Below are 13,145 nucleotides of genomic sequence, written 5' to 3'. Positions count from 1 at the left end.
TGGCGATGACCGCAGCAGCCGGCTTCTACGAGGAGGCCGACGCGCCCGAGGACCACCCCTACGGGCCGTACGTGACCCTCGACCGCGACCACTGGGCGTCCCTGGCCGCGACCAGGGGCGACAAGCTGGACGCGGCGACACTCGACCGGTTGCGTGGCCTCGGCGACCCCACCGACGCCGCAGAGGTGCGGGAGGTCTACCTGTCGCTGACCGACCTGCTCAGCCTCTACATCGAGCGCACCGGCGACCTCTTCGCCGACAGCCACCGGTTCCTCGGGCTGGGGGGACGCCCCACGCCGTTCGTGATCGGCGTCGCCGGGTCGGTCGCGGTCGGGAAGTCGACCGTGTCCCGGTTGCTGCGGGAGCTGCTGTCGCAGCTGCCGTCGCGTCCGCGGGTCGACCTGATCACCACCGACGGCTTCCTCTACCCGAACGCGACGCTGGACCGGATGGGGATGCTCGACCGCAAGGGTTTCCCCGAGTCGTACGACCGGCACCGGCTCGTCCAGTTCGTGATGGACGTGAAGTCGGGCGCCCCCGAGGTCACAGCCCCGGTCTACTCGCACCTCGTCTACGACATCGTGCCCGGTGAGGCGATCACCGTGTCCCAGCCCGACATCCTGATCGTGGAGGGACTGAACGTCCTGCAACCCGCGCGACGCCGGACCGACGGCACCACCGGGCTGGCGGTCAGCGACTTCTTCGACTTCTCCGTGTACGTCGACGCCGCGCACTCCGACATCCGCAACTGGTACGTCAACCGGTTCCTGAACCTGCGCGAGACGGCCTTCCAGGACCCGCAGTCGTACTTCGTCCGCTACGGGCAGATGTCGGAGGAGGACGCCGTCGCCGAGGCCGTCGACATCTGGAACCGGATCAACGGCCCGAACCTGGAGCTGAACATCCGCCCGACCCGGGGCAGGGCCACCGCGATCCTCCGCAAGGGCGCGGACCACCAGGTCAGCTGGGTCCGGATCAGGAAGGTGTGATGGTCGAGCCGCTGGGCGGTGACGGGGCGGACGTGGAGGTCGACCAGCTGGGTGACGCCGACACGGACGCCGCCGTCGCGCTCTGGGTGCAGGCGGGCCTGACCCGCCCGTGGAACGACGCGGGCGCGGACTTCGCCCGTGCCGTCGCGGGACCCGCGTCCGTCGTGCTCGGGATCAGGGACGGCGACGAACTCGCCGGCACCGTGATGGTCGGCCACGACGGCCACCGCGGCTGGGTCTACTACCTGGCCGTGGCGGACGCGGCCCGCGGGCGCGGGCTGGGCAGGGTGTTGATGGCGGCCGCGGAGGCGTGGCTCGTCGAGCGCGGCATCCCGAAGCTCCAGTTCATGGTGCGCACCGACAACACGATCGTCCTCGACTTCTACGACCACCTCGGCTACGCGAAGCAGGACGTGCTGGTACTCGGCCGGCGCCTGGACTGAGCGACCCCTGTCCAGAGCCACCCTCCACGCCCGAGAGCCACCCCTCCCGGCCAGAGCCGGCGTCCAGACTCGAGCACTCGACGCGAACCGTGGCCCTCGACGCGCTCTCAGCGAGCGCGGGCCGATCGAGGAGATGAAGTTACGCCTCTCGTCACGGTCCTTCACCCCTCGACCCGGTAGTACTCGCGCTCCACAGTGGCGAGGAGTACACCGTCGGACGCGCGGAGGATCTGCCCCACCGCAGCGCCTGCAGCAACGGCGTCGCCCGTCTCTGACCATGACTCCCCGGATGCTCGGCCGGTCGCGTAGTCCAGCAGGTGGAAATCGTTCGTGTAGGAGTTCGCGAAGTCCAGCCGAACTGTCAATGTCTCGTCGCGGTTGGTGTAGTTGGTGCCCCACAGAAGACCGAAGCCGATTGGCGAGGGCGAGACCCCCGGGGTGGAGGACTCGTAGCGCGAATGACCGGTCGCGTACTGATCGGCCAGGTCGGGCAGCCCGCCGTCGTAATCAGGGTGCCATCCAGCAGCGAGAAACTCGGCGTGCAATCGGCGAGCCAGCTCTTCGAAACAGCCGTCCCAGCCGTAGAACCTCCCCAAGGTCACAGTGCAGACATGCTTGTAGCCCTCGTGAACCTTGAAGTTGTTCTGGCCTCGCGTGCAACCGGCCGCCGCCGTCTCCGGACCCGGGTCCAACAGGGCCGACGAGTCGAGGACCTCAAGTGCCGGACGAATCGCGGCGCGCGCATCCGCTCGTTGCTGGACGAGTGCCGGCGTGTACTGGTTGGGTGCGGGCTGGATGTTCAGCCAGATCGCCCCGGGCCCGCCCTCGACCGCCACGACGAGCCCGACGACAGCGAGCACCGCCAACCCGAGGACGAGCGCAACCACAACGGACAGGACGTCCCGGACCACGCCGGCCCAGCGACGCGGGCGGTCAGCGCCAGGGGTGTCCACCCACTCAGTATTGCGAGTCGGCGAGACTCCCCACAGTCGCCCGGGCGGGCGACATTCAGCGTCCGGCGGGCTCCAGGCTGAGCCGGTCGCGGACGACGTCGGCGAGGCGGTCGGCGACCTCCTGGGCGCGTCCGGCGGTCTCGGCCTCGACCATCACCCGCACCAGTGGCTCGGTGCCGGACGGACGCAGCAGGACGCGACCGTTGCGGCCGAGTTCCCTCGCGGCGGCCGACACCGCGGCGTTGACGACCGGGTCGATGCCCGCGCGGGCCTTGTTCACCCCGGGGACATTGACCAGCACCTGCGGGAGCCGGGTGACCACGGACGCGAGCTTGCGCAGCGACTTGCCCGTCCGGGCCATCTGCGCGGCGACGTGGAGGGCGGTCAGCACACCGTCCCCGGTGGTGGCGAACTCGCTCATGATCACGTGCCCGGACTGCTCGCCCCCGAGGGTGAAACCGTTGGCGTTCATCGCCTCCAGGACGTAGCGGTCGCCCACCTTGGTCTGGTCGACGGCGATGCCCGCGTCGCGCATGGCGTTCAGGAAGCCGAGGTTGCTCATCACGGTGGCCACCACGGTGTCGCCGTGCAGCGTGTGGTCCTCGCGCATCGCCAGCGCAAGGATCGCCAGGATCTGGTCGCCGTCGACGATCGTGCCCATGTGGTCGACGGCCAGGCAGCGGTCCGCGTCCCCGTCGAGCGCGATGCCGAGGTCGGCGCGGTGCTCCAGCACGGCCTCCTGGAGCGAGGTCATGTGGGTCGAACCGCTGTTCAGGTTGATGTTCAGGCCGTCGGGTGACGCGTGCAGCGGGATCACCTCCGCGCCCTGGGCCTCGAACGCCGCCAGCGCGGTCATGCTGGCCGCGCCGTTCGCGCAGTCGATGACGACGCTGAGCCCTTCGAGGCTGGAGTCGGCGCCGAGGCTGGCCACGAGGTGGGCGACGTAGGCCTCGATCGCGCCGGGATCGTCGGTCACCCTGCCCACGCCGGCACCGGTGGGACGCCGCCAGGCCTCGGCCATACGCTGCTCGATCGCGTCCTCGATGTCGTCGTCGAGCTTGACGCCGCCAGTGGCGAAGAACTTGATGCCGTTGTCCGGCATCGGGTTGTGGCTGGCCGACAGCATGACGCCGAGGTCGGCGTCCAGCTGGCCGACGAGGTGGGCGACACCGGGAGTGGGGATCACGCCGAGGCGCACCACGTCCACACCGGCGGACGCGAGGCCCGCAACGACAGCCGCCTCCAGGAACTCGCCGCTCGCGCGCGTGTCGCGTCCGACGAGGGCCCGGGGACGGTGGCCACCGAACGCCCCCGCCTCCGCGAGGACGTGGGCGGCCGCCACCGACAACTCGAGAGCGATCTCCGCCGTCAGCTCGAGGTTCGCGACACCGCGGACCCCGTCCGTACCGAAGAGTCGAGCCACGCCCGACCCCAGGTCAGCGCTTGCTGTACTGGGGAGCCTTGCGGGCCTTCTTGAGGCCGGCCTTCTTGCGCTCCTTGACGCGGGCGTCGCGGGTGAGCAGACCGGCCTTCTTCAGGGCCGGACGGCTGGCCTCGGCGTCCACGGCGTTCAGCGCACGGGCGATGCCCAGGCGCAGCGCACCGGCCTGGCCGGTCACGCCGCCGCCGACGATCGTCGCGATGACGTCGTAGGCGTCGACCACAGCGGCGGTGACGAAGGGCTCGTTCACCGTCTGCTGGTGCAGCTTGTTCGGGAAGTAGTCCTCGAGCGTGCGGCCGTTGATGGAGAACTTGCCGGTGCCCGGGACGATCCGGACGCGGGCGATGGCCTCCTTGCGGCGGCCGGTCGCACCGGCGGGCGCGACGACGGCCGGACGGCCACCGGGCACCGCGGTGCTCGGCTGCGCCTCGGCGCGGTAGGCGATCTCACGTTCGCCCTCAACGAAGGGGACGACCTCGTCGGCCACGGTCTCTTCGGCGGTCTGCGTCACTGTGCTTCCTCGGCTCACTGAGCGATCTGGGTGATCTGGTAGGGCTGCGGCTTCTGCGCGGCGTGGGGGTGCTCGGGGCCGGCGTAGACCTTGAGCTTCTTGATCTGCTGACGAGCGATCTTGTTCTTGGGCAGCATGCCCCAGACCGCGCGCTCGACGGCCTTGCGCGGGTCGGTGGCGAGCAGCTCGCCGTACGGGACGGACTTCAGGCCGCCCGGACGACCGGAGTGGCGGATGGCCAGCTTGTCGGTGGCCTTCTTGCCGGTGAGGGCGATCTTGTCGGCGTTGACGACGATCACGAAGTCACCCGTGTCGACGTGAGGGGCGAACTGGGCCTTGTGCTTGCCACGCAGCAGGGTCGCCGCGGTGACGGCCAGCCGCCCGAGGACAACGTCCTCGGCGTCGATCACGAGCCAGTCCCTGGTGATCTCGCCAGGCTTGGGGCTGTACGTAGACACGGGTCTTCGACCTGCTTCCATGAGTGTGTGCTCTGTCGTGCGGTGCGGGGTCAGCCAGCGGCGGACCACAGCGCAACAGCGCCTTAGATTACCGTGCCCGGATCAGGGGGTCAAAACCGGGCGGCCGGACGTCCGTGCTGCACGAAGGGATCAGCGCAGCGACGACGCGATCTCCACGAGGTCGACCGTCTTCCACGTGCCGTCCGGCTCGCGGCGGGCGATCGTACGGATGTCACACATGACCATTGCCCGGTCTCCGTCCCCGGGGTCGACCACCAGCCTTTGCGCAGAGCACTCCGCGCCCTTGCTCAACTCGGTCCGCCACGTGTGGTCGGGATCCAGCCTGTCGACGAGGTTTCGTTGCGACCCACCGTCGGACCGCTCCGTGTGGGAGAGGTAGCACACGTTGCCGCTCGCGCAGACCAGCGCCGTGCCGCGAGAGGCGCTCGTCGGATAAGGCCTCGGTGCGGCCACCTTGGTCCAGGTGGCGCCGCCGTCGGACGACCCGAGCCAGAGCACGGAATCGTCGGCGAACTTGACGGAGGCGTAGAACGAGCCACCCTGCGAATCCACCCCGATGGCGGCCAGGCTGTCGACAGGCTGCGGGGTCGGAGCAGGCGCCTCCTGGAAGAGCGTCAGCGCGCCGGCGAACAGCAGCGGGGTCCCCACGAAGATGCCGCCCATCACACCAGCCAACACACCGGCCACGCCGAGACAACCGTTGCCGCTGCGCGAGGTCTCTGGCGCGCTCATGGCGCTCCCACCGCCGCGTGCGGGCCCGCGTGCTCGGACCGAAGACCGTCAGGCATCGTCTCCTCCTTCCCAGGAGGGCGCCGCCGCGGTTCGCCGCCGACGCGCCGCGATCGATCTGGCGAGCATCGGAAGCAGCCCAACGGCCAGTACGAGCCACCAGATGCCGATGATCGCGCCGACAGCCGCCGGTCGGCCGAAGGTGGACAGGACGAAGACGAGGAAGCCACCGATCACGTGCGTGACGATCACCCCTCGTACCTTCCCTTCCCGCGGCGCCAGCAACACGCACGCCGTACACGCGAGGAAGAAGCTGAGGAGGACGCCCAGCGGGTTCCCCACCAACCCCACCAGGATGCGCTGCCACCGGGGCGTCGCGATGTCGGTCAGGTCTGTCGCCACCCAGTCGCCGGACGCGTATCGGACGAACACGGTCCGCTCGGGACCGAGCGCCACCACATGCTCGGAGTCAGCAGTGTCGACCGCGATGTCGGCGAACCGGGAATCCTGGGTCGAGAGCATCCCGTCGAACTGCCACGTCGGCCGCTCGACACTCCGCTCGATGAGCAGGGCCCCCCGCTCGCCGCTGTCCAGGGTCCGGAAGCAGACGCCGTCGTCGGCACAGGCCTGCGCATACCGCGGGGCATGCGAGCCGATCGGTTCCCACACGACAGATGCCGTCACGGCCGCCCTGCTCAACGGCGCCCAGCTCCGGCCTCCATCCGTGGTGGCGAGCAGCACATCGTCAAACCCTTCGCCCGGGTCGACCTCGGCGTAGATCGCACCGTCGCCTGAACCCAGGGAGACGAGCGGAACCTCCATCGGCGCGCTCGTGGCCGTCACGGAGAGCGTTCCCGCCAGCAGGCCGACCAGCGCCCAGCCCCTTCGCGTGCGACGCGCCTGGTCGGGGCGCGGGCTGTTCAACCCGAGCCAGAGCGGTGGCAGCACGACGAGCGCCACCAGGTCGGATGGATCCCTGAGCGTGACCCCGCCGAGCAGCGGGGCCGCCGCCTCGGCCACGCCGGGGACTGTCTTCAGCAGGACGAAGGCGAGTCCGGCCACGACCGTTCCGCGGGTCGCCCCCATCAGGACCGCCAGCAGGGTCGCCACCACTGCGACACCGGCGACGTCGCTGAGCTTCCCGGTCAGCCACCCCGGCCAGGCGCCCTTGAGGACGTGGTCGTTCACCGCCAGCACGACGACGGCGACGAAGAACCACGGGCGTCCCAACCAGGCGACCCGATCCCCCCACATGAGCGCCACGCTAGAGACGCCGCGGCCCTCCCACGCGGCATTTCCCCAACCGACACCGATTCGTTATCGGACGGGAGGGGAGAGGCGGGGAGGGCGAGCGAGCACCCCGCCGTCGCGGGTCTGCCCTTCGGGCCACCCGCAGACCGCGACGTTTCCCGGCTTATCGGCAGGGTCTCGCCACCGACACCTCCTGACAGCGACGTTGCCCGGCTTATCCGGCAGCCAGGACGGCGGATAAGCCGGGTAAGTTCGCGGTCATCCCCGAAGCGCGGCATGACCGGGCCCAAAAGCCGGGAAACCTCGCTGGGGCGAGACGCCGCGCAGTCCAGCCCCGCGACTCCCTAGGGTTTGTGCATGGCAGACATCCTCCAGATCCGGCGTCCCGCCAGCGGCACCGAGGCGGAACTGGCGATCACCGAAGCCACCATCCGTGCGACAGAACTGCGCCAGTTCGACATCAGTGGCGAGCCGTTGGCGACCTTCGATCCCGGGTTCATGAACACCGCGGTCTGCCATTCCGCGATCACCTACATCGACGGCGACGCGGGCGTCCTGGAGTACCGGGGCTACCCGATCGCAGAACTGGCCGAGCACTCCACCTACCTCGAGGTCGCCTACCTGCTCCTGAACGGCGAACTCCCGAACGCCGCCCAGCTCACCCAGTGGGAACAGCAGGTCACCGAGCACCGGACGCTGCCCGACAAGCTCAAGACCGTCCTCGCCGGCTTCCCCTACGACGCGCACCCGATGACGATCCTGATGGCATCGGTCGCGGCCTTCTACTCATTCTACCCCGACGCCCGGAACTTCGACGACCCCGAGGCGCGCGACCTCAACATCACCCGGCTGATCGCCAAGATGCCGACCCTGGCGGCCTTCGCCTACCGCAAGGCCAAGGCCCGACCGTACGTGAACCCGGACGACAGCTACGGCTACTGCCACAACTTCCTGGCCATGCTGTTCAAGCAGGCCGAGCGCCGCTACGTGGCCGATCCGCGCCTGATCCGGGCCATGGAGGTGCTGTTCATCCTGCACGCCGACCACGAGCAGAACTGCTCGACCAACGCCGTCCGCTCGGTCGCCAGCTCCGGCAACGACCTGTACACCTGCGCATCGGCCGGCATCGGCGCGCTGCACGGGCCCCTCCACGGCGGCGCCAACGAGGCGGTGCTGAAGATGCTCCGCGAGATCCGGACGGTGGACCGCGTCCCGGAGTTCATCGAGGGCGTGAAGGCGGGCAAGGTGCGGATGATGGGCTTCGGCCACCGCGTCTACAAGAACTACGACCCGCGCGCCAAGATCATCAAGAAGTCCGTGGAGGACGTGTTCGAGGTGACCGGCGTCAACCCGCTGCTCGAGGTCGCCAAGGAGCTGGAGCGCTACGGCCTGGAGGACGAGTACTTCGTCAAGCGCCGCCTCTACCCCAACGTCGACTTCTACTCGGGGTTGATCTACGAGGCCCTCGGCTTCCCGCCGGAGATGTTCACCGTCCTGTTCGCGATCCCCCGCACGTCGGGCTGGGCCGCCCAGTACCAGGAGTTCATCACCGACCCCGAGCAGAAAATCGCGCGCCCCAAGCAGATCTACACCGGGTCGCGGACACGCAGCTACGTCCCGATGGAGGAGCGCGACTGACGCGTGCCCGCGGCCTTGTCAGCGGCAGGGTGGACGAGTTGGGGGCAATCCTCCAAAGTTGGTTGCAGGGGGTACACCTGCGTAGTTAGGTAGTCCCCATGAGTTCAAAGTTGAGCGCTGCCTCCATCCAGGTCACCAGTCCCGACGACGTGCGCAACGTGGTCCTGATCGGAAACGCCGGCTCGGGAAAGACCTCGTTGTTCGAGCAGCTGCTCAAGGCCCGTCTCGCCGGCTACCGCGGCGAGAAGGACGACGCCGAACGCGCCGCCCAGCTCTACCTGGCCTCGATCGTCACCGGCGACGTGCTCGTCAACCTCCTGGACGCTCCCGGCCACCCCGACTTCGTCGGAGAACTCCGCGCGGGCATCCGGGCAGCGGACGCGGCCATCTTCGTCATCTCCGCCGCGGACGGCATCGACGGTGCGGCGCAGTCGCTCTGGGAGGAGTGCGAGGCCGCGCACCTGCCCCGGATCATCGCGCTGACCAAGCTGGACGCGGGCCACGCCGACTTCGACGGCTCGGTCGCCGAGGCACAGGACAAGTTCGGCGAGGGCGTCCTGCCCACCCACGTGCCCACCATCGGTCCGGACGGGATCATCGGCAACATCGGCCTGCTCAGCCTGGAGGAGCACGACTACTCCGCGGGTGAGGTCGTCAACCGCAAGCTCACTGCCGACGACTCCCACGTCGAGACCTGGCGCGGCCCGCTGATCGAGGCGATCATCCAGGAGGCGGAGGACGACTCCCTGATGGACCGCTACCTGGGCGGAGAGGAACTCGACACCGAGTACCTGCTCGACGACCTGCGCACGGCCACCGCGACCGCGAACCTGTACCCGGTGGTGCCGGTCGCGTCCAACACGGGCGTCGGTGTGGAGGAATTGCTGCGGCTGATCGAGCACGGCTTCCCGACCCCGTCCCTGCATCCGAACCCTGCGATCACCGACCTCGCGGGCAACGACCTGCCCAACCCGCCGACCGACCCGTCCGCGCCGCTGGTGGCCCAGGTCATCCGCACGACCACCGACCCGTTCGCCGGCCGGCTGTCGATGGTGCGGATCTTCTCGGGGACGCTGAAGGCCGAGGACCTCGTCCACGTCGCGGGCCACCGCCCGAAGGCCGACGACGCCCACCCCGACCACGACAACGATGAGCGGGTCGGCCTGATCCAGGCCGCTGTCGGCACCGAGCTGAAGCCGCGTCCGTCCGCGATCGCCGGCGAGATCGTGATGGTCCCCAAGCTCACCACGGCGGAGACCGGGGACACGCTGTCGGCGAAGGAGCGTCCCGCCCTGGTCGCGCCGTGGGACCTGCCCGAGCCGCTGCTGCCGCTCGCGATCCGCGCGGCCACCCGCAACGACGAGGACAAGCTGGCCGGCGCGCTGCAGCGGCTGGCCGTGGAGGACACCACCGTCCGGCTCGACCGCGGCGGCAACGACCAGCTCGTCCTGTGGACGACCGGCCAGGCCCACGCGGACCTGCTGATCGCCCGGCTGACCGACCGGTACGGGGTGAAGGTCGAGCAGGAGGAACTGAAGATCCCGCTGCGGGAGACCTTCGTCGCGAAGGCCACCGCGCTCGGACGGCACGTCAAGCAGTCCGGCGGCCACGGCCAGTACGCGGTCTGCAACATCGAGGTCGAGCCGCTGCCCCGCGGCGAGGGCTTCGAGTTCGTCGACAAGGTCGTGGGTGGCGCGGTGCCACGGCAGTTCATCCCCAGCGTCGAGAAGGGCATCCGCAACCAGCTCGAGAAGGGCGTGTTCGCCGGCTTCCCGATGGTGGACGTCCGCGTGACGCTCTTCGACGGCAAGTCGCACTCGGTGGACTCCTCCGACATGGCGTTCCAGCTGGCCGGCTCGCTCGCGATCAAGGAGGCCGCGACGCCGAAGACCGTCGCGCTGCTCGAGCCGATCGACGAGGTGACGGTGGTCGTCGGCGAGGACTACCTCGGCGCGGTGATGACCGACCTGACCGGCCGCCGCGGCCAGCTGCTCGGCTCGGACGCGGAGAACCACAAGGCGATCATCCGGGCGCTCGTCCCGCAGTCCGAACTCAGCCGCTACGCGATCGACCTGCGCGGCATCGCCCACGGCTCCGGCACCTTCTCCCGCGAGTTCCACGGCTACGAGCTGCTCCCCGCCGCGCTGACCGAGAAGTACGCCAAGGCCTGACCGGTCCACGGCACGCAGGGGACAGTCCCCTGCGTGCCGGAATTGCCCGGTGCGGCTCAGGTGAACAGGCAGAACGGGTGCCCGGCCGGGTCGACCATGACCCACACGTCGGTCTGGGGCTGGACGGAGGCCAGCGTCGCCCCGCATTCCAGCGCCCAGCGCCGGGCCGCGTCGAGGTCGTCGACCTGGATGTCGAGGTGCTGGGTGGCGGTCTGGTGGCCGTCGACCGCCGGCCACGTCGGCGGCGTCCAGTGGCGCTCGTGCTCGAAGTTCACCCGGAACCCTCCGGCGTCCAGTTGCGCCCAGCCGGCGCCCTCCGGTTCGCCGGGTGCGGCGGGCTCCGTCGCCACCACCTCCGCACCCAGCAGCCGCGCGTAGAACGCGGCCAGCTCGGCCGGCGCCGGGCAGGAGACGGTGAGCGAGGTCAGCCGGAGGACGGGTGCAGCGGTCATGTCCGAGCTGTACCCCGGCGAGACGCGTCCCGACCGGCCCGCAGGAATGCGAGCGCGCCGACGCGGGTTGCCCCCGGTATGCGCATCGACATCTGGTCCGACATCGCCTGCCCGTGGTGCTACATCGGCCTGACCCGCTTCGGCAGGGCCCTGGAGCGGTTCGAACACTCCGAGGACGTGGAGGTGGAGCTGCACTCGTTCCAGCTCGACCCGACCCTGCCGGAGTCCTTCGAGGGCACGGAGGCGGACTACCTCGCGGCGAGCAAGGGTCTCGACGTGGCGGACGTCCACGCGATGACCCGGCAGGTCAGCGCCGCGGCCGCCACCGAGGGGCTCACCCTCGACTTCGACTCCCTCGTCGTGACGAACTCGCGCCGCGCCCACCGGCTGCTCCAGTACGCGAAGGGGGTCTCCGGGCAGGCCACGTGGGACCTCGAGCTCGCCCTCCTCACCGCGCACTTCACCGACGGCCTCAGCATCAGTGACCCCGACACGGTCGCCGCCCTCGCCGATCGGGTCGGCATCGAGCCGGACGCGGCCAGGGCGGCCCTCGACTCCCCGGAACTGGACGCGGCTGTCACCGCGGACGTCGACGCGGCAGCCCAGCTCGGTATCCGCGGCGTGCCGTTCTTCGTCCTCAACGGGAAGTACGGCGTCTCGGGCGCCCAGCCGCCCGAGCTGTTCGACAGCGCCCTGCAGCAGGTCTGGGACGAGGAGCACCCCGCCTGAGCGCGGGACGACGAGATCCCGGGTCAAGCCCGGGATGACACAACGGCTGGGTAGTCATCCGGCCCTTTCCTGTCATCCCGGCCCCTCCCTGTCATCCCGGCCCCTCCCTGTCATCCCGGCGAAAGCCGGGATCTCGCCGACAGCACGGGCCAAGGGACGGTTCGAACCTCGTCAGTGGGCCTCGATGAAGCCGAAGATGCCGTCGGCGACCATCTGGATGGCGATCGCGCTCAGCAGGAGACCGGCGATCCGGGAGGCGAGCACCGTCCCCGACTCGCGCAGCACGGCCCGGATCAGCCCCGCGTAGCGCAGGAACAGCCAGACGAGCGTCATCACGGCCACCAGCGCGAGCCCGACCGTGATGTAGCCCGTCACGCCGGGAGCCCGCTGGACGGCCAGCATGGTGGCCACGATCGCGCCCGGGCCCGCCATCAGCGGCGTCCCCAGCGGCACGATCGCGACGTTCACCCCGTCGTGGCTGACCGGGTCGTCGCCCTTGCCCATCAGCAGTTCGAGGGCGATCAGGAGCAGCAGCAGCCCTCCGGACACCTGCATGGCCGGCACCGACACCTGCAGGTAGTCGAGGATCTGGCGTCCGAACAGCGCGAACAGCGCGATCACGCCGAACGCGACGGCGGACGCGCGATCGCCCGCGCGGCGGCGCTGCTTCTCACTCAGGGAGTTGGTGAGCCCCAGGAACACCGGGAGCAGTCCGGGCGGGTCGACGATCACCCAGAGGGTGACTGCCGTCGTCAGGAACAGCTCGGCATCGAAGAAGGGCACCACCGATCCAGCCTATGGCCGCGTCCCCCGCGCCAACGAATCGGGGCCGGAGGCAGCACAGCCTCAGAGGCTGTGCAGGGGACGCGCACCCGGCGGCAGCAGGCGGGAGTCGACGATGTCCTTGCCGAACGGGAAGCAGGTCACCGGGATCATCTTCAGGTTCGCGATCGCCAGCGGAATCCCGACGATGGTCACGGCCTGCGCGACGGCGGTGGTGACGTGGCCGATCGCGAGCCACAGACCGGCGATGAAGAACCAGATCACGTTGGCCAGCCCCGACCCGACGCCGGCGGACGGCTTGGCCACGACCGCGCGGCCGAACGGCCACAGCGCGTAGCCGGCCATCCGGAAGGACGCGATGCCGAACGGGATCGTCACGATCAGGATGCAGGCCAGGATTCCGAAGAAGACATAGCCCAGCGCCAGCCAGAGGCCTCCGAAGATGAGCCAGATGAGGTTGAGCAGGGTACGCATGGGGTTTCTCCTTGGTCGTCGCCATTCCATGTAACCCGATCACGGCCCATCGCCATGCCGAGGGATGCCCTGATCCAACCCTGAACGCTCCCCCACGCGCGT

At 69.7% G+C, this 13,145-nt stretch carries 14 protein-coding genes; 5 read left to right on the top strand and 9 right to left on the bottom strand.

What is annotated here, in order from left to right; genetic code table 11:
* Nucleotides 1–5 precede the first annotated feature (5 nt).
* Both coaA and QM779_RS17315 read left to right on the top strand, forming a co-directional pair.
* Nucleotides 6–989: a type I pantothenate kinase gene (gene coaA / locus QM779_RS17320; RefSeq protein ID WP_428537914.1), complete on the top strand. Its 984-nt coding sequence runs from the start codon at nucleotides 6–8 to the stop codon at nucleotides 987–989.
* Nucleotides 989–1,432 (top strand): GNAT family acetyltransferase, encoded by a 444-nt coding sequence (locus tag QM779_RS17315; protein WP_428537911.1) that lies wholly within the window; start codon nucleotides 989–991, stop codon nucleotides 1,430–1,432. Before coaA ends, QM779_RS17315 begins: the two co-directional genes overlap by 1 nt.
* Nucleotides 1,433–1,593: 161 nt before the next feature.
* Here the strand turns inward: QM779_RS17315 and QM779_RS17310 are convergent, their stop codons facing one another.
* The 6 genes from QM779_RS17310 to QM779_RS17285 all read right to left on the bottom strand — a co-directional run bounded on the left by QM779_RS17310 (nucleotide 1,594) and on the right by QM779_RS17285 (nucleotide 6,799).
* Nucleotides 1,594–2,385 (bottom strand): hypothetical protein, encoded by a 792-nt coding sequence (locus tag QM779_RS17310; protein ID WP_428537908.1) that lies wholly within the window; start codon nucleotides 2,383–2,385, stop codon nucleotides 1,594–1,596.
* Between the two features lie 55 nt (nucleotides 2,386–2,440).
* Entirely contained in the window at nucleotides 2,441–3,808 is a 1,368-nt protein-coding gene (gene glmM, locus QM779_RS17305; protein ID WP_428537905.1) for a phosphoglucosamine mutase, read from the bottom strand.
* A 13-nt stretch (nucleotides 3,809–3,821) separates the two neighbouring features.
* Nucleotides 3,822–4,337 (bottom strand): 30S ribosomal protein S9, encoded by a 516-nt coding sequence (rpsI, locus tag QM779_RS17300; RefSeq protein WP_428537902.1) that lies wholly within the window; start codon nucleotides 4,335–4,337, stop codon nucleotides 3,822–3,824.
* 14 nt (nucleotides 4,338–4,351) lie between these two features.
* Nucleotides 4,352–4,795 (bottom strand): 50S ribosomal protein L13, encoded by a 444-nt coding sequence (gene rplM, locus QM779_RS17295; protein ID WP_428537899.1) that lies wholly within the window; start codon nucleotides 4,793–4,795, stop codon nucleotides 4,352–4,354.
* Between the two features lie 150 nt (nucleotides 4,796–4,945).
* On the bottom strand, nucleotides 4,946–5,548 hold the full coding sequence (locus QM779_RS17290) for a hypothetical protein (protein ID WP_428537896.1): 603 nt from the start codon (nucleotides 5,546–5,548) through the stop codon (nucleotides 4,946–4,948).
* A 48-nt stretch (nucleotides 5,549–5,596) separates the two neighbouring features.
* Nucleotides 5,597–6,799 carry a hypothetical protein gene (locus tag QM779_RS17285; RefSeq protein ID WP_428537893.1) on the bottom strand — a complete coding sequence of 401 codons (1,203 nt, stop codon included), beginning with the start codon at nucleotides 6,797–6,799 and terminating at the stop codon, nucleotides 5,597–5,599.
* Between the two features lie 354 nt (nucleotides 6,800–7,153).
* On the opposite strand from QM779_RS17285, the gene QM779_RS17280 reads away from it, so the two are divergent.
* Nucleotides 7,154–8,434 carry a citrate synthase gene (locus tag QM779_RS17280; RefSeq protein WP_428537890.1) on the top strand — a complete coding sequence of 427 codons (1,281 nt, stop codon included), beginning with the start codon at nucleotides 7,154–7,156 and terminating at the stop codon, nucleotides 8,432–8,434.
* A 98-nt stretch (nucleotides 8,435–8,532) separates the two neighbouring features.
* A complete protein-coding gene (locus QM779_RS17275) occupies nucleotides 8,533–10,605 on the top strand; it encodes an elongation factor G-like protein EF-G2 (protein WP_428537887.1) in 2,073 nt (690 codons plus the stop codon).
* A gap of 56 nt (nucleotides 10,606–10,661) precedes the next feature.
* On the opposite strand, the gene QM779_RS17270 is transcribed toward QM779_RS17275, so the two are convergent.
* Entirely contained in the window at nucleotides 10,662–11,057 is a 396-nt protein-coding gene (locus QM779_RS17270) for a VOC family protein (RefSeq protein ID WP_428537884.1), read from the bottom strand.
* Between the two features lie 78 nt (nucleotides 11,058–11,135).
* Here QM779_RS17270 and QM779_RS17265 point away from each other — a divergent pair, with 78 nt between their 5' ends.
* On the top strand, nucleotides 11,136–11,786 hold the full coding sequence (locus tag QM779_RS17265) for a DsbA family oxidoreductase (protein ID WP_428537881.1): 651 nt from the start codon (nucleotides 11,136–11,138) through the stop codon (nucleotides 11,784–11,786).
* A 171-nt stretch (nucleotides 11,787–11,957) separates the two neighbouring features.
* Here QM779_RS17265 and QM779_RS17260 read toward each other — a convergent pair whose 3' ends face one another.
* Nucleotides 11,958–12,572: a MarC family protein gene (locus QM779_RS17260; protein ID WP_428537878.1), complete on the bottom strand. Its 615-nt coding sequence runs from the start codon at nucleotides 12,570–12,572 to the stop codon at nucleotides 11,958–11,960.
* 60 nt (nucleotides 12,573–12,632) lie between these two features.
* A complete protein-coding gene (locus QM779_RS17255) occupies nucleotides 12,633–13,043 on the bottom strand; it encodes a YccF domain-containing protein (protein WP_428537875.1) in 411 nt (136 codons plus the stop codon).
* Between the last annotated feature and the right edge of the window lie 102 nt (nucleotides 13,044–13,145).

The organism is Propionicimonas sp. (assembly GCF_049840635.1).
Classification (GTDB): Bacteria; Actinomycetota; Actinomycetes; order Propionibacteriales; family Propionibacteriaceae; genus Propionicimonas.
The sequence above is the reverse complement of the archived record's forward strand: the minus strand, read 5'-3'. Positions and strand labels throughout refer to the sequence as shown.

Bases quoted from the DNA above. Each gene is read 5' to 3' on its own strand.
- coaA (WP_428537914.1), top strand. From the start codon at position 6: ATGACCGCAGCAGCCGGCTTCTACGAGGAGGCCGACGCGCCCGAGGAC.
- QM779_RS17315 (WP_428537911.1), top strand. From the start codon at position 989: ATGGTCGAGCCGCTGGGCGGTGACGGGGCGGACGTGGAGGTCGACCAG.
- QM779_RS17290 (WP_428537896.1), bottom strand. From the start codon at position 5,548: ATGAGCGCGCCAGAGACCTCGCGCAGCGGCAACGGTTGTCTCGGCGTG.
- QM779_RS17285 (WP_428537893.1), bottom strand. From the start codon at position 6,799: ATGTGGGGGGATCGGGTCGCCTGGTTGGGACGCCCGTGGTTCTTCGTC.
- QM779_RS17280 (WP_428537890.1), top strand. From the start codon at position 7,154: ATGGCAGACATCCTCCAGATCCGGCGTCCCGCCAGCGGCACCGAGGCG.
- QM779_RS17275 (WP_428537887.1), top strand. From the start codon at position 8,533: ATGAGTTCAAAGTTGAGCGCTGCCTCCATCCAGGTCACCAGTCCCGAC.
- QM779_RS17270 (WP_428537884.1), bottom strand. From the start codon at position 11,057: ATGACCGCTGCACCCGTCCTCCGGCTGACCTCGCTCACCGTCTCCTGC.
- QM779_RS17265 (WP_428537881.1), top strand. From the start codon at position 11,136: ATGCGCATCGACATCTGGTCCGACATCGCCTGCCCGTGGTGCTACATC.
- QM779_RS17255 (WP_428537875.1), bottom strand. From the start codon at position 13,043: ATGCGTACCCTGCTCAACCTCATCTGGCTCATCTTCGGAGGCCTCTGG.